The 19896-nt window shown below is 36.3% G+C and carries 17 protein-coding genes and 4 pseudogenes; 6 read left to right on the top strand and 15 right to left on the bottom strand.

Features of this window, described 5'->3' with window-relative positions; translation table 11 throughout:
- Positions 1-14: 14 nt before the first annotated feature.
- The 3 genes from CDZ78_RS08690 to CDZ78_RS08680 form a co-directional block, all read right to left on the bottom strand.
- On the bottom strand, positions 15-1100 hold the full coding sequence (locus CDZ78_RS08690; RefSeq protein ID WP_174664570.1) for a hypothetical protein: 1086 nt from the start codon (positions 1098-1100) through the stop codon (positions 15-17).
- Between the two features lie 72 nt (positions 1101-1172).
- Positions 1173-1454 (bottom strand): hypothetical protein, encoded by a 282-nt coding sequence (locus CDZ78_RS08685; RefSeq protein ID WP_087869667.1) that lies wholly within the window; start codon positions 1452-1454, stop codon positions 1173-1175.
- A gap of 12 nt (positions 1455-1466) precedes the next feature.
- Entirely contained in the window at positions 1467-2066 is a 600-nt protein-coding gene (locus CDZ78_RS08680; protein WP_087869666.1) for a P-loop NTPase family protein, read from the bottom strand.
- Between the two features lie 149 nt (positions 2067-2215).
- Between CDZ78_RS08680 and CDZ78_RS08675 the strand changes: the two genes are divergently transcribed.
- Together CDZ78_RS08675 and CDZ78_RS24285 are read left to right on the top strand one after the other, a co-directional pair.
- Positions 2216-3376 carry a cysteine desulfurase family protein gene (locus tag CDZ78_RS08675; protein ID WP_087869665.1) on the top strand — a complete coding sequence of 387 codons (1161 nt, stop codon included), beginning with the start codon at positions 2216-2218 and terminating at the stop codon, positions 3374-3376.
- A gap of 64 nt (positions 3377-3440) precedes the next feature.
- On the top strand, positions 3441-3569 hold the full coding sequence (locus CDZ78_RS24285; protein ID WP_140413951.1) for a Tn3 family transposase: 129 nt from the start codon (positions 3441-3443) through the stop codon (positions 3567-3569).
- Positions 3570-4186: 617 nt separating this feature from the next.
- Here the strand turns inward: CDZ78_RS24285 and brxL are convergent.
- From brxL to CDZ78_RS08630, 9 genes and pseudogenes are all read right to left on the bottom strand, one after another.
- Positions 4187-5584, bottom strand: a complete 1398-nt coding sequence (brxL, locus tag CDZ78_RS08670; protein WP_087869664.1) for a BREX system Lon protease-like protein BrxL — start codon at positions 5582-5584, stop codon at positions 4187-4189.
- Complete coding sequence (locus tag CDZ78_RS08665; protein WP_087869663.1) at positions 5584-7863, bottom strand: PglZ domain-containing protein; 2280 nt, start codon at positions 7861-7863, stop codon at positions 5584-5586. The genes brxL and CDZ78_RS08665 overlap by 1 nt, the downstream gene beginning before the upstream one ends.
- Positions 7864-7865: 2 nt before the next feature.
- The gene (locus CDZ78_RS08660; RefSeq protein WP_087869662.1) at positions 7866-11528 is read right to left on the bottom strand and encodes a DUF6079 family protein; all 3663 of its coding nucleotides are present in this window, start codon (positions 11526-11528) and stop codon (positions 7866-7868) included.
- Between the two features lie 19 nt (positions 11529-11547).
- Positions 11548-12015 (bottom strand): hypothetical protein, encoded by a 468-nt coding sequence (locus CDZ78_RS08655; protein ID WP_087869661.1) that lies wholly within the window; start codon positions 12013-12015, stop codon positions 11548-11550.
- Between the two features lie 12 nt (positions 12016-12027).
- Entirely contained in the window at positions 12028-12900 is an 873-nt protein-coding gene (locus CDZ78_RS08650; protein WP_087869660.1) for a DUF4007 family protein, read from the bottom strand.
- Between the two features lie 50 nt (positions 12901-12950).
- Positions 12951-13157, bottom strand: a pseudogene (locus tag CDZ78_RS08645) (hypothetical protein); the annotation flags it as partial.
- Positions 13158-13625: 468 nt separating this feature from the next.
- On the bottom strand, positions 13626-14384 hold the full coding sequence (locus CDZ78_RS08640; RefSeq protein WP_087869658.1) for an IS1 family transposase: 759 nt from the start codon (positions 14382-14384) through the stop codon (positions 13626-13628).
- 242 nt (positions 14385-14626) lie between these two features.
- The gene (locus tag CDZ78_RS24625; RefSeq protein WP_087869657.1) at positions 14627-14809 is read right to left on the bottom strand and encodes a phosphorothioated DNA-binding restriction endonuclease family protein; all 183 of its coding nucleotides are present in this window, start codon (positions 14807-14809) and stop codon (positions 14627-14629) included.
- Positions 14809-15600 (bottom strand): phosphoadenosine phosphosulfate reductase family protein, encoded by a 792-nt coding sequence (locus CDZ78_RS08630; RefSeq protein WP_087869656.1) that lies wholly within the window; start codon positions 15598-15600, stop codon positions 14809-14811. Before CDZ78_RS08630 ends, CDZ78_RS24625 begins: the two co-directional genes overlap by 1 nt.
- A 166-nt stretch (positions 15601-15766) precedes the next feature.
- On the opposite strand from CDZ78_RS08630, the pseudogene CDZ78_RS24280 reads away from it, so the two are divergent.
- Both CDZ78_RS24280 and tnpA read left to right on the top strand, forming a co-directional pair.
- Positions 15767-15835 (top strand): annotated as a pseudogene (locus tag CDZ78_RS24280) (IS200/IS605 family transposase); the annotation flags it as partial.
- 4 nt (positions 15836-15839) lie between these two features.
- Positions 15840-16088 (top strand): annotated as a pseudogene (gene tnpA, locus CDZ78_RS08625) (IS200/IS605 family transposase); the annotation flags it as partial.
- A gap of 43 nt (positions 16089-16131) precedes the next feature.
- On the opposite strand, the gene CDZ78_RS21840 reads toward tnpA, so the two are convergent.
- Positions 16132-16275, bottom strand: coding sequence for a hypothetical protein (locus CDZ78_RS21840; protein ID WP_167374225.1), 144 nt, complete (start codon positions 16273-16275; stop codon positions 16132-16134).
- 365 nt (positions 16276-16640) lie between these two features.
- Between CDZ78_RS21840 and CDZ78_RS08620 the strand changes: the two genes are divergently transcribed.
- Positions 16641-18017, top strand: a complete 1377-nt coding sequence (locus tag CDZ78_RS08620) for a replication initiator protein A (protein ID WP_087869655.1) — start codon at positions 16641-16643, stop codon at positions 18015-18017.
- Between the two features lie 105 nt (positions 18018-18122).
- Here CDZ78_RS08620 and CDZ78_RS21835 read toward each other — a convergent pair whose 3' ends face one another.
- Positions 18123-18263, bottom strand: coding sequence for a hypothetical protein (locus tag CDZ78_RS21835; protein WP_167374224.1), 141 nt, complete (start codon positions 18261-18263; stop codon positions 18123-18125).
- Positions 18264-19232: 969 nt separating this feature from the next.
- Here CDZ78_RS21835 and CDZ78_RS08610 point away from each other — a divergent pair.
- Positions 19233-19487, top strand: a pseudogene (locus CDZ78_RS08610) (type I restriction-modification system subunit M N-terminal domain-containing protein); the annotation flags it as partial.
- 53 nt (positions 19488-19540) lie between these two features.
- Here CDZ78_RS08610 and CDZ78_RS08605 read toward each other — a convergent pair.
- The coding region (locus tag CDZ78_RS08605) for a DDE-type integrase/transposase/recombinase (protein ID WP_140413950.1) at positions 19541-19896 on the bottom strand (356 nt) is incomplete at its 5' end.

The raw sequence follows: 19896 nt of genomic DNA, 5'->3' as shown, positions 1-19896 counted from the left end.
ATCGCTATCACGGACTAAAAATCTTCACTTCGCTTAAGCTCCGTTTCCAGGATTTTCAGCGAACGTGAGCTTTTTATTTTTGTTTGCTGTTCTTTTTCACGCTTATTTGCTGCTTTTTGTTCTGAGATAAAATCAGAAGATGCGATGACCGTGTATTTAATATCTATGATTTTGCGCCCTTCTTTTCGTTCTTCGGGTTTATAGCTATTAAGTACGTTGTGAGTTTTTAACTCTTCTAAAGCGGATAAAACTTTATTTCTATTATGTCGCTCTGTTTTTTGTTGTAAAAGACCGCTTGCTTGCTTTATGTCTGAGTATAAAAAATGATAATCATTCATACAGTTAGCATTAATGAAACGATCAATTAGCCGTTTATAGATAAAACGAGTAAGTTGTTTTTTGCACTCCATAAAGCGTAAATAATTGTATTGTCTATATTGCAGTGTATTTACAGCATGGGAGATAAAAATAGGGAAACGTGCGATATGTAAAGCTTTTGAATTGTCTAAATATTGTTCTCGGTCAACGCTACAATAATCCTGCAAGATTGAGCCTGTATAGATTTCTTTATCATTTTCATACACAGTTAAAATACACTTGCTCATTACCTCAAGATTGTGCTTTATTTCTGAATAGGTTCTTTCGCATTTTTTATTTTTTAATTCTTTGCGTATCATTCCGTAGCTAAACTTCACCCAACTTTCAACATTATTAGAATCATGGATGGCATATTGTTGTTCGGTAAATATCTTTTTCAAAACCTCTTCTATAGTTTCTTCTGCTTTAGTTGGGAAAAAAGCTTTATCTTTACCATTGGCTTGCTCAATCAAAGCGGGTTGTATTTTTACCTTGTAAGGTAGGCTATGACCTTTTTTATCTTTTAGAGTGTATTCATAACTGTAAGATTGAGCTAAACCATCGGAGGTTCTCAGCTTTTTTTGTTGATTTGCTGAAATGAAGTATTTTGGTATGCGTTCCCAATATTCAATTGTATTAGAAACATTATTTTCATTGTTTGTTAAAAATTGAGCAAACAAATCATGTTGAATACTCGCTATTGTTCGACTTGGAGGCTTTTTAAGTTGTTTGTTAGCTGTCATTGATTTATATTTTTAAAGTTAATATATAACGTACAAATAAAAATATATAGTTTTATAGTATCAAATTCTATACTATAAATTTTCAGTATTCTCTCCGTGTTTTATTAAGAGCATTTTGATAGCTTCCTCAGCTAATTCAGTTGCTTTTTTCCCCTTAACTTTTTTTTGCTTATGCGCTAAGTCATCAAAAGCATTAGCAAATTTTTCTTGAATATAAAAAGCTTTTTGTTTTCGTGGGGGAGCTTTGATAACTCTTACTAATTTTGGCGCGTTATCATTCGATGTTTGTTCATTTTCTGTTAATTCGTCAGCACGCTGTTCTTCTTGGTTCATCCAAGCAGGTTTATTGCTCATGGCTTTTCTTCTTTAGTTTTGAGAGTTGTCTGATTGTTTGAGGAGAATTGCGCCAAGAATTTTTGAAATTTCACGTCGCCGTTCACCCACCTTATAAGCTTTGTTCATACTGCTATCAAAAATACTTCTATAGTCTTCTGATGCGCGACTAAAAACGCCACTAGAAGGAATAACGAATGCACCTTGCTCTTTTAAATAGGCAGTGGTGCTTTTTTCGCTTTTTCTGTGTGCCTGTCCACCAGTTACTACGGTAATAACTTCTTTATTTTTAGTTTTGGCACGTTTAAGCGCGTCAATATAAGTTGCATATTGGTCACGCGCAGGTTTTAAAGGCATGACGAGCAAATGGGTACTAGGAACTTCCCAGTCACTAGCTTGATGGTCAAAAAAGACAATATCTACATCGGGCTTTTCTTGGGGAATTTCACCTAAGACTTCAAAATTAAGGTTTCCTTCTCTGAAATAGTTTATTGATGTTCCCTGCTGATCCTGACAAATAACCATTGGTTTAATACCAATTTCTATAGATGCCGCTGCTAAATTAATCGCAAGCATTGACTTACCTTGTCCTCCCTTTGGATTCCAAATACTCACAAGTTTTATATTTTTCATAGACATAGCCTCATTATAGGTAACTATAAAACTCTATAGTATGTGGGGTTATAGTATAGAACTATATAGTAATTAGAAGTAGATTTTTATTGTGTATTTAAACTTATTCAGGCTATGCTTTAAACTTGAAATAACCCTATTTAATTTTTATGACGACAATTTATCTTGATTATGCCGCAACAACACCTGTTGCTGAAGAAGCTGTTTCGCAAATGTTGCATTACTTAAATCACACAGGAATTTTTGCTAACCCTGCTTCAATACAACATCAGTTAGGGGAACAAGCAGAGCAAGCGGTGGAAAATGCACGTTCTGAAATAGCGGCACATTTCAATGCACAGCCTAAACAGATTTTTTTTACTTCTGGGGCAACTGAATCTAATAACCTAGTATTAAAAGGTTTGGCTCACAGTCAAGCACATCACAAAAAGCATATTATTACGTCGGCAACGGAACATAAATCGGTGTTGGATTGTTGTAAACAATTAGAGCGGCAAGGTTTTCGGGTGACTTATTTAAGACCTAATCGTAAAGGTTTGCTAGATTTGCATGAATTGGAGACGGCAATCAGCGATGAAACGTTATTGGTTTCAGTGATGCAGGTTAATAATGAAACAGGTATGATTCAAGATATTGCCGCTATTGCTGAGATATGCCAACAAAAACAGGTGTTTTTTCATATCGATGCAGCGCAAAGTGCGGGTAAATTGGCGATTGATTTAAACCAAATCTCGATTGATTTTCTTTCCGTTTCAGGACATAAATTTTACGCCCCTAAAGGTATCGGTTGTTTGTATATTCGTCATCGAACTAAAGCCGCATTAATGCCGTTATTACATGGTGGAGGGCAGGAGCAAGGTTTACGCGCTGGCACATTACCCGTACATCAAATTGTGGCAATGACAACGGCGTTAAATTTACAACAACAACGCTTGCAAATGGACTGGGATTATTTAACGCAATTAAGACAATGTTTATTAGAGGCTTTGAGTCAATTAGACGGTGTACAACTTAATGGTGATACGCAACACAGTGTTCCGCATATTATTAACCTGAGTTTTGAGGATGTACCTTCAGAGGCTTTATTAATTGCTTTGCGTGAAACCGTGGCGATTGCCTCAGGTTCAGCGTGTAACAGTGGTGCAATGGAAGCTTCGCATGTATTACGAGCGATGGGGATTGAAGGCGATAGGCTTTATAATGCGGTGCGAATTAGTTTTGGTCGTTATACTACCGAAGCAGAAATCAAACAAGCTGGGCGGAAAATTTGTGAACAGGTTCAGCGTTTACGCGCATTAGCATTAGCTTAAAGAGGTTGTTTATGGACTATCTTGAATATAAAGTTTTAGTTAAAAATATCCCTTTAGGAAAAAAATTACCCGACTCAATCGAGGCGAAGCATTCCACCAGTTAAGGCGTGTAATAGCTGAAACGAACGGTAAGAAATTCAGAGGCAGTCATCATGCAGAGTTAACACTGTGGAATGAGTGTGCGCGCGCTTGATTGCCAATTGTGTTATTCACTATAACGCTCAAATTCTCTCAGAACTCAAAGAATTCTCGGGGAGTCGCTATTTTTGCGAAAGCTTGTTTTGGGCATCCCAGCTAAAATCATCACTTCGCTTAGGCTACGTTTCCCTGATTTTCAGCGAATGAGCACGAAGGGCGCTCGGAAAACCTAGAGGCGTTAAAACGAATATCGCCTGTAGCCTGGTTTCATATCAATTTTTCGGGATTTTATTCCTTTGCTGACTCTGAAAATAGCCATGATTTCTCAGCGCTAGCCAGAACAGTTCATTTAGAAGCATAATAAATCTAAATTTGAGGTGATTTTTTGCAGCCGTAAATTACGGAGGAGGAGAAGTGAAGCTAGGCTTTGTAAAAACGTAGTGCCTCTGCATAGTGCGTATTGTAAGGATTACAGCGCATTAAGCGAAAAATATCGCGTTTATGCACAAACCCCCACTTTAAATGTTCCTTATGAATGAGGCCAGTCGGTGCGGAAATTATAAACCAGCTTTCAATAATCACCTTCGCTTTTTTGGAAGTTATTTTTCTGAAAGTCTATATTATTTTAAAAATTAAAACGCTCTATTCATTAAGCCTAATACTTCAAGCTACTTAACTCACCTTCAACCCCGCCTCAAACTCATGCGGATCTAACTCTGCTAACTGCGTCCTCACTCGCGTTCTCAAATCTTTAGCAGGATTCAACACATAAGCCTCATAATCAGGATGCTCAGGATTCAACAATAACAACTTAGATAATGCTGTCGCCAAACGTGTCACCGCATTAGAATCGCGCATATCTTTAAGATGCAACTCAGGCACATCACCAAAAGGAAATTCCGTATGACTTACCGTGCGTAACTGATGTAAATATTCACCAAACACATCCGCCTTAATCCCTAAGCCATCCGCCGCACTATCGGTACTAAAACGCGGAATCTCCCACCCCGCAATAATGCCGTGAAACCTATCTATTAACGCACTATCATGAAACATCTCAGGCAAATGACGAATATAATCCACTCGCCTTGGCTCACCATCCTCATATAAATCAATATTTGCCAAAATCATCAAACCACATTCACTGGTGATTTTGTCATTACCAATACTGTAATGCCCCGACTCTAAATAATCCTTAAACTTCGCATGAATATCATCCGCGCCTTTAAAACTAATCGACTGCCCTTCATCTAACACCAACACATCATGCTTGCCTAATAAACCAATCTCTTTAGTGGTTAAATTTTTAAATAATTGCGCGTTGCTTAATGCGCCACCACTGTTCAACCAAACATGACGACTTAAATTAGAAAAAATAAACGATTTACCCGTGCCTTTAGGGGCTAATTCCATCATATTCAAGTTATTTTGAATCATCGGTAAAAGACGCAATAACAAATGATTTTGCTGTTTTTCAGTATAGGCAAAAGGCTCATACCCCATCGTTCGCAATAACAAATAAATCCATTCGCGGGTAGTGAATTGTTCACGCGCTTTGATTAAATGAGTTAAATTGACTTTACCCGATTGCATAGGATGAAATTCACTTAATTCAATAATCTTTTTCTTACCTTCATCACGCAAAGATAAACGCCCCGCCCCCCATTGTCCGCCTTCTAACATGGATTCGTTGGTATCTAATACTTCATGAGTAATAGTAGCGTTACGCTCATCTAAGCAAGGAATAGTTAATAATTGTCGGTTATTCGCTAAATCAATCCGCACTTCAAAACGATCTAACAAAACAACCGATTCACCTAATTGTAAACGGCGTTTAATTTTATCTTTTTCCGTTTTAGAGGGTAAATGCTTGCTCATAAAGTCGGTAATCTCTTTATGAACTTCTGCCTCAGATTTATTACCTGTTTGAAACCTTGAAACCATCCATTCTTCAACAAAGCTCGGAATACTGCGATTATCACGGATTTTCAATTGTCTAACTAAGGCTTTATCTATAATTAATTCGCTAAAGGTTTCTCGAATTTTATAATCTAATTGTTCTTTATTCATTAGCTAAACATATCCTCATAACTTTGTGTTGCAAAATCTTTTTCAAGTAAGGGTTTGGTGAAAAGGCAATTTATTAGTTTGTTATTAACTTCATGCGCACCTGTACGGTCATAAGTTAATTGCAGCGATAAGGTTCTTAATCCTGATTGCTCTACAGGAGCTGAAAAACTTAACAGTAATTTTTGAGTACTATTTTCGGCAATTGTCGTTAAAGAAGCTTCACCTATAAACGGAGCTTCAAATTTTATGCAGATATTATCTACGCGAACACTGGCGACTAATTCAACACTTAATTCCCATGACTTTTCTGCAACACGCTGGCATTTTTCATTTAATACTTTGAGTTCTAAGGGCGTTTTAATACTGTCAGGAATTTTAGAGGTCAAGGTAACAAAAGGAATTAACACTTCTTCGGGGGTTAAACCGCCATGTGATAACAAGGCTTTTCTCGTCAACCTAAGGCGTTTTTTAGGAATTAAAAACGCATTTTTATCAGCATTAGGGACATAAGAAAAAGCCTCGTTTTTATTTTGATAGGATTTAGCCACTTCAAAAACTCGCTCTTTAACGTCACCTAAATTACCCCCCTCATAGCTTGCTTGGGTAACCGTCATGCCATGATCGGCGGTAATTAAAAACACCACATCCCTATTCATAGAGCCTGCATCTTTTTTCCATTTCTCAACAGACGACATCATTTGACTTAATATATTGCTAACATCCTTTCGATGATTTTTAAATTCAATACATTTATGTAATTGCTCATCGATTCTGTTTTCAAAAAACACCAGTAAATTTGTTTTTTCATTAAATTTTTTATCTGTGGCTTTCCAACTGGTGATAAATTTTAAAGACTTCTCTTCAGGTAAATATTTTTTATAGCGTTGCCGAATGGCGGTTTCTTTATCGCTAGGTAAATCACAGGTTTCTGTACCTGTAATTAATGCCATTTTGCCAATTTCGGTTAAGGTCGGGATGGGCGCAAACAGGGTTTCGCTAGAGCGGGTTAAGTGTTCAATTTTAGAACTGCTTTCTAATAATAAATCGGTATTTAAAGCGGATAAAGCATCCACCATGCAAACAATGACAAGGTAGTTTTGTTTTAAAAAGGATTCAACACGCTTAGAAAATTGTCGCCAATCAGCATCAGAACGCGCAATTCGAGCTGATTTTTTAAGTAACCATTCGGTAAAACTTAAATTAAGATGTTCTTCAATGGCTTCATCGGATGAAAATTTTTGTCGCATTAGCTCAAAATAATCTGTACTCCACGCCAATACTTCATCTGTAGTCGCACTTTCGGGCAACACTGAAAATTTACTACGCTCTAATTGTTCAGTTATTTCTACCGCTAACTGGCTCGCTTTTTTATCTTGAAAACTTTCTAATTTAGCTACTAATTCAGTAGAAATAAGGGCGTTATTTTCCAAAATTAGTAATAGCAATTTATCTAAAACCGTTGTCCAAGGTGCAACTATTAAATCAGCAATATCACTCGCGTTTATGTTGCCTTTTTTAATTTCAAGGCTTATTAAGTCTAATGCGGTTAAACAGTGAATCGGTAATTCTTTTGCATCCTGTTCTTCTAAGGTTAATAAAGGTACGGTTAATAACAAAGCGGGTAATGATTCACCTAATAAAGGTAACTTAAATTGTGTAAGCTGTGCTTGTAATAACTGTTGATGTTGCTCATAAGCAAGTGTGATAAAAAAATCATTAAGCGATGAACTTACAAGTAACTGCTCTATTAAAAGTAAGGCTAAGTCTTCTGAAAAATCAAAGGCAAGCTGAAAATTATTAACAAAACGCGCTTGAATATCTGCTATTTTTAATAAATGCGAAAACGTTTCTGAATGTTTAATTGATGCTCTGGTAAAGGCTGGAAACTTTTCACTTAATAAATCAGCATCACAGCTTTTAATAATCGTGTCGATTAACGGAATATCTAAGCTAGTAGCGTGTTGATGAGTGAGCAAGCCTAACTGAATAATTAATTCGTCTGATAACCATAACGGCAGATTTTCATCAACGCGCTTTCTATAAACAGTACGCGGAATTAGTTGCTGTATTGGCAACACCCCCTCTACGCCGTCAAAATATCTAAAGCGTTCAAATAAAGCTAAATTATTAAAGCGAACGCGTAACAAATTGCTATCTTCATGCCTTAAATGTTGATTAATGGTTTGCCATAATTGCTCAATCGCATGGATTGATGTTTCGGCAACTATCGCTTCTTCCGTATCAATATTAAAGCGGTCAATAACAAATATAACAGTCATTTTTAATCCCTATAGTGCTGTAACACTTGGTTTAGCACGTTGATAATTTTTTCTTTGGGTAGTTTAGATGCAGAAAAAATATAACGAATTTCATTGACGATCCCTTCAAGCTCTGGGTTTGGAGTGATAATAGGAGGTGGAATAATAGGAAGTGGGGTAATGGGAGGAGCGATAGGTTCAGGGGTTAATACAGCTTGCTCAATTAACTGTTCAATTGCACCTGTGCAACGTCCTATATCTGAATCAGAACATTCATCAAATGAACGCGATAGCATTTTCTCTATCACTGTTTTAGGTTCTATATCTTCTGCATCATTAGTTTCTACTAACAAGTCTGCTAATTGCTGGGCTTGTCCTGTGCCAATTTGTTTTAAGCGCGTGACAATGGTTTGTTTTTCATCTTTATTAACAGGAAAAGCATCATCCCAACACAATTTTATTTCATGTAATTTAGCATCTTCAACTTTTAAAAAATCATTGAATAAGGCTTGTACCGCAGCAATGACTTTAGAAACATCATGAGAAGGTAAATCCTTTTTGACATCTAAAATATCTATTAAAAAATCGGCTAATTCTTGCGAACTTTTGCCAACAGTATTTAAAAAAGCAACCAGTTTTTGCGTTTTAAAATCCAATTGATTTGATGCTTTAACGCCCTCAGGCTTAGTATTAACAAATTTCCTTAATTTAGCGGCACAAACGGTTGCGTACTCTTCGTTAGTGAGAGCTTCATCCTTTTCAATACCAAGAGATTTCCCCATCAAAAACAACATTGCAAATTGTTTTCCACCAAACTCAGATAAACGAATTTTTAACTTACTACCTTCTTTAAAGGCTAAGGTTAAATTCTTAGAAAAACTATTGTCAGAGCCAACCCAACGCAAGCGTTTTACTTCTTGACGAATGGCTATTGCTGTAAATATAGGTAATGTACAAGCAGGAATACCATAAGGAGCAGCCATCAATTTTTTTCGTAATTCACTCACCACATAAGCATCTTTACGATTTTTTCTTAACAAACTATCATGCAGAAGTTTTAAGACCGTTTTTAAATGCCCTTCGGTTTCAGTGATTAACTTTATATCCCAACCACCCGAACGCTCAATAAATAATTGATTAGCACCTAAAACCCCATCAATTAAAGACCCTTCTTCACTGGTATCAGTGAATCCTAATAAATCCTTTTGATAAGAAGGGTTTTCATCAAATTTAAGAATACGTTCAACTATATTTATAATTTTTTTATAGCCTGTATATTTTTCATTTCTTAAACCATTCATATTCATGGCTCGAATAGTAATTTCTTGAGGATAAGTCGCGGCAACATCAACCGCTAACAATTCTTTAAAACCATGCCAACTTTCACAGCTTAAGAGTTCACTTGAACCTGCTTGATAAATCTGACATTTAGCCGAATTTAACCCCGACCGCCCATAAAATTTTTGTAAAAGCTGCTTAATCGCTTGACGATTACTTTCCCATTTTGCTTCTAGTTGTTTTTTTACATTTTCTGAGGAGGCTGAACTTTTAAGCTGCACATTAATCGCTAAATAGCGGCATAATAAATCATTAAACTTAAAGCTAATATCATTTTCAATGGTGGTTTCTGATTGAATCCCTAACACAGGAATCCAAAAGAAATGATTAGCACTAGGCATTTCTTGAATCTGTGTTTTTAGGGTATTTGCCTCTTGCTGAGTATCGGCTAAAACTAAAAAAACCTGTGCCGATAAAGATAACCCTTTTGTTTTAAGTTGTTCGGACAAAAGAGATGGGGTTAAAAGATTCACCGCATAGGAACGAATAATTCCGCAAGCTGAGGGTTCTAAATCATGCTCTCCGAGTATTGGCAGAATATCTTCCTGCATATCAGGATAAGTTTCTAATAAATATTGATAACTGTGTTCCGAAAACGAATCTATTTCTTTTTCAATTAAGGATTCACTATCAACACCGCTTTCCCCTGCAAATAGCCAAAAATGGGTAACAGGATTTTTCCAAATTAAGCCTGCATCTTTTAAATAGGCTGAATGTTGATTTAAGGCTTCTGAGTGGGCAGTATTAGGCTCATCATCATAAAGTACACAAGCTAATAGCTCATCGCTGGCTTTAACATTTTCTAATAATTGCGCTAATAGCAAGACACTTAAAATATCTTTTCGTATTTTAATCTCTTCGGCTGAGTCGCCATTCACATTAGAAATAGCCTGCTCATAACGTCGCCAATCGCTTGGTGATTCTTTTTTAAGATTATCGGCGTAATAGTGTAATAACTGAGGTAGACGAACTAATTCTTTTTGCCATAAATGATGGTCATTTAATTCAGCATTTAAAATTTCACCTGCATTATCACGAAAAAAAGTTAAGGCGGTTCGGTTTGCTTGTGCTAGTTTTGATAAGTTAAATAAACCGACAGCCATTACAGGGTGGAGAGGATAGACATCTTCAAAGACTTGTTCTAAATGTTCATTTAAAGATTGGAATAAGGGTAAAGATTTACAGGCTTCTAATAGTTTTAATTTAGCTGGTTGATCTTGGCTTAATAATTGTTTTCCTTGTTCTGACCACGTTTTTTGCATTCCTAATAAATGATAACCATCACTTTCAGCCGCATTCAGTTCAATCTTAAAGGCTTTATTAAAGCGTCCTGAAATTTTCTCTAAACTTTCTTTAATGACTTCTGAGGCATGAGTTCTATCGCCGTATTCTTGAAAAGAAACATGCGTCACCCCAAAGAACAAAGTATGTCCTGTATCGGGTTCACAGACGGTTTCGATAAACTGTTGTAAAGACATGATTTCTTGTCCTGCATTTCGCGCAGTATTACCAATTAAATCTTCCAGTGCATTACCAAATTCATCCCATAAAACCACAATGCCGCCATAGTTATATTTTTCAGCAAGGTTTTTACCTGCTTCTAAATAGGCATCAATATAATTTTTACCGCCTGCTTGTGAAATATCAAAAGCTTGACCAAAACACACCGCTTCATGCCAATCTAAAAACACCTCTAATGCTAACGGTTGATGACCTTTTAAATTAAATAACAGGTCTTCGGTTGAAATATAATGATGCGATCTTTTTAATGTCCATTGTGATAAATCAGCATCACTAAAGGCTTCATTATCATCAATCATTTTTTCAAAGCGTTTCACGCATACTTCGTATTCTGTAGACGGCAGAATCGCTTTTATATCAAGTTCGCTTTCTCTTTGTAGGGCATCAAACAAACCCTCCATGAGTTTCGCACCTAATGAAGTTGTACCTGAGGCATAAAGTGAAACTAACAAATAAGGTTTAGCTTCCTTATCTGTTTTAGGTAAAAAAGCTTCTTTAAGCTTATCCGCGAGTTGATTTTCACCTGCAAGGCAAAGTCGCTCAATTAGTTTAGAAAAGCCTTTGGTGCTTGCGCCATCGCGCAACAGTTGTGCTAACACAACGGCTAGATGGCTTTTTCCTGAGCCATAGCTTCCATATAGATTTAAAGCGCGTTGTTCAAATTTTGCGCTAGGTAATACGGCTTCTGCTAGATGTTTAAAGACTTGAATGGCGGCTTGGGTGGGGGTGTAATGCGCGACTAAGGCGTTATTAGAAATGCCTTGTTCAAGTATGATTGCAGCACTGGTTTGTTCTGGGTTGATTTGAATTACATCATGTAGATTCATTCTTTTTCCTTATAGAGAGCTATTCTGCACGAGTGGGTCGCCAAATTTGTATGAATAAGCCATCAAGCGGTTGTGGTTTAAAGTAGTTATGGTTTATTTGTTGAAATTCATTGCTTGCGGTGAAGACCAGCACTATTTTTATGTTGTCGTGCCACATGGCGAGGGTTGACCAGAAGGCGGATTTATCGGCTAAGCTCCAGTAGCTTGTCCATTGTTCGGGTTGGTGAATGATAATGCCTTCTTTTTGGACGGCTAGGATTTGTTTTTCTAGGTTTTTTTTGTTGGTTCGTGCTTCTGGGGCATTTTGTATGCCTGAGTATTGCCAGAGTTCGTAGTTTGGCAATAGTCCTCTTAATGTTTGGGTTACGTCGTCTAGGTCATGGAGGTTTTTACTGGAGATACCTATATTGCGATAGCGGATGTTTTCTTTTTGGTGGTATTGCTCTAGGTTGGTTTTTAGGGTGTTTTGTAAGTAGTTTAAGTCCATTGTTATTTTTCCTTATAACCAAGTATCTTGACCTTTTTGCAATAGCAAGAGGATGGTTTTGTTAGGGTCGTAGTTTTCTTTGAAGGATATGGAGTTTAGGTCAACGGCATGGTCGAAGCTGAAGTAGCTTTGCCATTTGTGCATTTGGCTCATGCGTTGTAGGTGTTGGCGTAGTTGGTCTTTAGGGCAGCATAAGAAGTGTGGCAAGCCTGTTTCTTGTATGAGTTTTGAAAAATCAATGCTATCACGGCTTTTAAAGTGGCTGAATTTAGCCATTGCTAGGGCGTGAATGATGATTTCATCTGAGAGTATTGGCGAGCCTAAGCGTATTGAAAGCCGTTTATCATCGGGTGATTTTTTAGATTCTATTAAGGCTAATTCAGCTAAAGGATTACCATTAATAAGCATTTTCCGAACACTACTTGATAACGATTCAATGGTTGAATCTTTATATTGTTTTCCAGTTTCATCAACTAAATCAGTTTGTATTTTAGTAAATAATTTATTCCAATCAATCCAGTCCTTAGTAATAGATTCCAGACCTAAAAAAAAGCTAGGATAGGGTTCACTTATTTTTGAAAAACATAAAGATAAATGAAAAGCCCACCACGTTGACGATTTTGCTAATTTTGGGTCATTAGTCAAAATAGCATAGCCAAAATCTGTGAGTTCGTACTCTCTTGAAGTCCTTTGGTTATCTATAAGTTGAGCGGAAGCCATCCAGCCTTTAATAGTATTTAAACGATTTGCTCCAGCTATAAATTTAAGTCGAGCGGCTCTCATTTTAGCTTTTGTAAAAATATCTCTTTCAGATTTTACTATTTCAAGACCTTGGCTAACCCACCATCTGGTTACAGGTTCACCTTCATTACTCATTAACGCCATTTTTCTTCCTTTATGCTTTGACTCGTTGACTAAGGGTAAAAAATTAAATTTTATAGTTTTTTCAAAATAAGTATTCTCAAGATAATCATATATTCTTTTAACGTTTTTTTATCGTCTATCAGTGCTTTATAAACATCTTCTGAAAAGCCACTGCGTATATTTTTCTTAAAAAGTTCTAATTTTTCTAAATCGCCAGAACTTAATGATTTTAAAGTTTGTCCATTTTCCACTTCCCATAAATTATCATTTATTAAACGACCAAAAGCATTCGCGGGGAGTCGCTATTTTTGCGAAAGCTTGTTTTGGGCATCCCAGCCCAAGCAAGCAGCAAAAACTTAACGCGACCACTTATGCCTCCGGCGGCCCCGATTCGTCCTCGTCACCTCGTCCCGACCCAACAAGGGGTCGGAACATAGGCTCCAAATGACTTGACGCCGTGTCGGATGGCCTTTTATTTTGTCTCCACCTTCGCTAACGCTCAGACTCCGACAAAATAACGACCCTACGGCTATCGCGGACTAAAAATCATCACTTCGCTTAGGCTACGTTTCCCTGATTTTCAGCAATGAAAATTTCTATGGTTTAATTTAATGGAATTTTTATCAATGATTTTATTGTCCTAATCGTTAGTAAAAACTATGCACTTTAGTGCAAGACTTTTAGTAAACTCTCATTTATGAGGTTTCATTTTGATTTAAATTTAGGGTGGTGGGTTAAATCTGTTATTAGGCATGAATATCTCGTCCAAATTCGACTTTATTAATTAATAGTCCAATGACAATATCATGCATTTGTTCTATTTTGGAAAAACAGATTGTTCGACGCGTTAAGCGTTTAATCCATGTTCTAAAATTTAGGTTTTTTCGTTCAATTTTTTGAGTGTTTTGTTTGCCTATTTCATGTTCATTTACATCTAAGTTTCGCTCATAAGCCCCCCAGTCATCTGTATAATATCTGCTTATTTCAAAAGGAGTCAGTAAGGCTTTTAGCTCTTTGAAAACATCATCTTTACGCTTGCCAAATACATAAGCAATGACTGTATTAGTCGCATGATCAACAGCATGCCATAACCATCGCTGATTCGACTTTTTACCTACAAATGACCATTGTTCATCAATCTCAACTTCTTCGCAAACAAGCTCCAGCCGGACGTCTAAAGGTGTTTCTGATTTTTGAGATAGAAAAACAGGATTTACCTGTACAAGGCTATCTTCTTTGCTTTTCAGGATGCTGATGACTGTATTTTTATTGATTTTCAGAACCCGTGCGGTGTCTCTAATACCACTGCTATTAATAGCCATTTCGACGACTTTTTCTTGGACTCCAGGCACACATGCATTATAGCGATAGTACAGCATAAATGTTTGAGTTTGGCAGGCACTATTTTTGCAGCGATACCGCTGTATATTTTGAGCATTCTTTCCTGATTTCAAGATAGTGCTACAGCGACAATTTGGGCAACTTACTTCTTGATAACATTTCATTCGAGGAATTATGATGTAAACCTTTTACTTCTCCTAATTATTTAAGTGAAATAACAGATTTAACCCACTACCAAATTTAAATCCAAATTATTGAGATATTAAAGTAAACAACTCATTGGTTGAAAGTTAAACGAATGAGAGCGTTGGTGTTCTCCTGAGTTATATAAATCTCCAAGTATGTTTTTCTTTAGTCGGCTTTAGCCGATGAACGACTTTCAGTCGTAAGTCAAACTATGTATCTTTTAGTGCATAGTTTGTTGATTTAAACTTTCATCAATATTTGAATAATAAATCAGTCTATCTTCCCCATGAGAAACTTTAGATAAGGCGTAAAGAAGAACTAAAGGTTTATAAAGTGAATAAACTCCATTAACCTTTCGGACTGAAATATTTTTAAAGAGTGAAAACAAAGAGTCGGAAGTCATTATTTAAAACAAATCATACAGCCATCATCAGAATCATCATCCAATAAAGAATCCATTAATTTTTTAGGCTTTTTAAGGGTATTTTGTTCTTTAATTAATGCTTGCGCTTTAATTTCATCTTTTCGCATTAACATTTCATCTAACGATTCATTTTCTGACCACGTATGATTTCGTCCTTTATTTTTATGATAAAGCTCAAATTGTCGCGCTTTTTCAAATAACTCAGGATGATTATCATGTAACCCCATCCATTCAACTTTACGTTGATAAAAACAAAAATAACATCCAGAACGACTACGCCAATCGTAATATTTAGGCATCCCTAAACCTGATTCATCAAGAATTTTGACAATATCATCTTTATTTAAACCATCTTCTTTAAAGGGGTAAACAGCACTAATATTTGACTTTGTGGAAACATAACCTTCTCTGTAAGCTTCATCCGCACGAATAGCCACATAACTAATAACAGGGTTATTACCTACAAATTCCTCAAAAGGTTTGAGTTTTAAATTTGTTGTACACCAGCGAGAACGCGCAGTAGGTAAAAAATTTCCATTTAATTTTAAATAATAATCAAAATCACGCCCCGCATTAAGACGAGTAATTTCTTTACCTAAATAATCTTCCATTAAATCAACAAAAGCTAAAGTTTCAGGAAGTTCTGCACCTGTATCAGCAAAAAAATATTCCATATCTGGCTCTTTATCACGCATATAAATAGCCAATGCCGCACTATCTTTACCGCCTGAAATCCCTAATAAATGCCGCACCTTTTTTTCCTTAACCATTAAACCTCCTATCTATTCAACTCATCACCAGAGCTAAAAGTTATTTAAAAACATCGTCTAAAGTCGTTGCTTTTTGAGAATTAACAATCCATTTATTTTCCATTCGCAAGGTTAAAACCTTCGCCTTTCAGGCGAACAGATTTATCTCAAATGTTATAATCAGTGAATGGATTATCGCTACGGCAGTCACACAGTTTACAACATCGAATATCATTTTGTCTGGGTAACGAAGTATAGTAGTTTCTGCGCCACCGAATATAGCCCCGAGTGAAATAATGCGCAGGATAAAAGGGCATAGTGCAAGAAAGCTCTTTGAAAAATTCCCTAAATTAAAAAAGCGGTATTGGAGGAAGTATTTTTGGGCAAGGGGGTATTTTTGTGTGACGGTGGGTCAAATGACAGAGGAAATGATAAAGAACTATCTTGAACACCATTTTGAAGCAAATCCAAATGATAATTTTAAAACGGAGTTTGGAGAATCAACATAACAGGGCTATTCGCCCCATATGCGCCAACTTAAGGCACTACCACTCAAGCGAAAGCCACCAGTAGTTTTTCCACGCGAGGCGGTAAACCTTGTAATTGACGCTTACGTGAACGTTCTTCCATTACTTTTTTAGCCATAGGCAGGTTTGCTTTTTTCCAAAAGAACACCCCAGTGATAATTGTTTTCATCTCATTTCTAATCTGTTGTAGTTAAATATAGTTAATACTTATTTGTTAGAGGAGGACTTTTTCTAATAAAATTTATATTTATTATGAACTTATAAATATAAGAGATTCGTAAAGTAACGAAATAAACATCCGTAAAGTAACAACTCTGAATCCGTAAAGTAACACTTTAATCCGTAAAGTAACGAACGTTAATCCGTAAAGTAACACTCCTATATTTAGAAGGATATGAGGAGTCTCAATACCTTCGCCAAAATTAAAATACACTCATTTTTAATAGTTTTAATGATATTTTATATAAATTCCTAGAAGCACGACACTTTTTGCATTAAAATCATTATCAATAATTCCTAGAAGCACGAATATCAATGGCCAATCCTCTACTTCCTATAAGGCATAAACAACAAAATTTTTTTAGTTGTGATGTTTTTGATACATATAAAGATGATTTAGCCTCTATGGAACATCCTGTGTTCAGCTTATCTACAAAAACTGACTTTAGAGTGCTTGAGTATGAAAGTAATAATGGAGACCGAATTAAGATAACACCAAGTTATGTAGATGGGTTAGCTACTATTCATGATAAGGATGTTTTGCTTTATATTGCGAGTAGCTTAATAAGCAATGTAAATAAAGGAGATATTCCTGCTCAAAATGTTAGGTTTGTTGCATATGATTTTCTAGTATCAACCAATAGACAAACTGGTGGTAAAGGCTATCAAATATTACGAGAAGCTTTAGCTCGCCTTGTGGGGACTAGAATTGAAACAAATATTGTAACAAATGGTACGAGAGTTATAGAAAATTTTGCTATTTTGGAATCATTTAAGATTGTTGAAAAGCATCCAGACAACGGACGAATGATTGGCATTGAGGTAAAACTTTCTGATTGGTTTTATAACTCTATAATAGGTAAAGAAATTCTTACTATCGATAAAGAATATTTTAGGCTTAGAAAACCGACAGAAAGAAGGTTGTATGAATTAGCTAGAAAGCACTGTGGAAAACAGAAGTCTTGGAGTATTGGATTAGAAACCTTGCGTAACAAATTGGGGGCAACAGCTCCTATTGTAAAGCTTAAATATAATTTAAATAGGATATCAGAATCTAACCATTTACCAGGATACACAATATCAATTCTTGGGAACATAGTAACTTTTACTCGTAAAACATCTGAAGTTTCTCAAGGGAAAATGGATAGCAAAAACAATGAGGTAATAGAGTTACTTCAGTATCATGGTATTGGCCCTATAATAATAAAAGAATTAGTAAGCAGCTATGATTCCGACAGAATTATAGGTAACATTAATTATGTTCTAGAACAGGATAAACTGGGTAATATAAAGAATAAAAAGGCATATATTGTTAAAGCGATAAGAGATGATTTCCGCCCCATTCTATCGCAGCATGACATAGCTCAATCTGAAAAAGAAGATAGTATTAAAAAGGAAGTTTCAAAAAAAATTAATCTTGATAAGCAAAACAAAGAGTGGGTGAAATTTTGTAGCCAACGAGTTAAAGATAAGTTTTATGAACAACCTAAAAAATGGCAAGAAGAGAAGCGTCAGGCATTCATTGATAAGATTACATTAGACAACAATAAACTTATTTTAAAGAGTTATAAGAAAAATGGTTTCAAAAATCCTATTCTTTTAGCCAATTTTTTTACCGAACTTAAAGATGAGTTATTAACTGAACTAGAAGAAATAGACTTTGATAAATATTTAAAAAAACGTCAAGCCTGAATTCATATAATAACTGCAACACCTCTGTAAAGGGTTAGAGGGTATAGTTTCCGTCGACTAAAACCTGAAACTAAAAAGAGGTGCTCAATGAATACATTTACCCATCTAACCCCAAACAACACGAGTACTGATAAAGCGATGAATCTCGGAAAGTTTTTGACGACCAACTAACGTTGCCAATACAACTCCAACAATGACTGAGGAAGCGGGGGAGTCGCTATTTTTGCGAAAGCTTGTTTTGGGCATCCCAGCCCAAGCAAGCAGCAAAAACTTAACGCGACCACTTATGCCTCCGGCGGCCCCGATTCGTCCTCGTCACCTCGTCCCGACCCAACAAGGGGTCGGAACATAGGCTCCAAATGACTTGACGCCGTGTCGGATGGCCTTTTATTTTGTCTCCACCTTCGCTAACGCTCAGACTCCGACAAAATAACGGCCCTACGGCTATCGCGGACTAAAAATCATCACTTCGCTTAGGCTACGTTTCCCTGATTTTCAGCGAAGGTTTTACCTGTTTATCTTTCCCACTCAAAATGCTAATGATTTTTTTAGCTATTTCGAGGGAGAATAAACAGAATAATCGAGTTTTTAAGCCCCTTTTACCTCCGCCCTGCCCCTGCGCTATAGAATATATATAAATATATCCCCCTGTACAGCTACGCAGCATATTTGCACTATAAAATTCAATTCCCGCAGGTGAGACGGTATAAACCCGCGACTTCTACTTTATACAAATATGATCTTACTGACTACCTCTACATACCCTTGATCGGTAGCTCTGTCCTGACCTATTCCAATATCATCTAATCCAAAATAGGGGCTGGGCTTGAAAGAAGAGAAGAAAAACCAAATTGCTTACAAATGAGAAGCTAATTAAGATATAATTAACGTTCGTTTGATTGCAAGAGTTGGTCTCTTACTTTCAAGCTGTGGTGAGTGTTTGAAGCACTCATACACAACCTTTATTAAAGGCAAAAAACCCAAGTACTTAAAAATGCTTGGGTTTTTTTTTGCCTTTAAGCCCTAAACTTTAAAAGTTAGGGACTTGTTTCTAAACCTGAAATAGGAAATATCAGATTCTATTGCCAATAACCTTAACCCATACAACCAAGACATAGCAAGTTTAGCTGTAATTTATAGCTATTTTTTTAAAAAATCTCTTTTGTCTTATCTGGGTCATATTTTTAAGTCGAGCTTTAAAACAGGTATATCACCATGACAAGTACACAACAACGTGGAGAACTACAAAGTCAAATTTGGAAAATTGCGAATGAGGTTCGTGGTTCAGTCGATGGCTGGGATTTTAAACAGTACGTATTAGGCGCTTTGTTCTATCGCTTCATAAGTGAAAACTTTGCCAGTTACATTGAAGCTGGTGATGGTAGTGTTCATTACGCTGCTTTTTCCGATGATGATACACTCATTGCAGCAATCAAAGACGATGCAATTAAAACCAAAGGGTATTTCATCGGTTCTGTCGCAAGTATTGTTGGAAATGCAGGAAGCCTAGTCTTCAGGCATAACTATCCTGCTAAAGCGATAAACTGCTTATAAGCAGGAATATTCTCCTCAGACAATTGTCCCTTTCGGATCATATGTGCTGTTTCAATTCCATCAATTGTTGCTTGAGCGGAGTGAAACGCTTTAAAGCCCATCATTGGTTTTGTTATTTTTTTGATAAATCGATGATCCTGTTCGATGATGTTATTCAAATATTTAACCTGTAATATGTCGATCATAGTGGCAAACCCAGCGAGGATTAACAAGAGGTTAATATTGGCTAATCCTGCATAGTTAGCGCCACTTTTATCCATAACGACCTTATCAGGAAAGCCATTATTGTTAATCGTTTGTTTGAAAAATGCGGTTGCAGCCTCTT

It is taken from the genome of Bathymodiolus platifrons methanotrophic gill symbiont, assembly GCF_002189065.1.
Classification (GTDB): domain Bacteria; phylum Pseudomonadota; class Gammaproteobacteria; order Methylococcales; family Methylomonadaceae; genus Methyloprofundus.
This window is presented reverse-complemented; position numbering and strand designations above follow the sequence as displayed.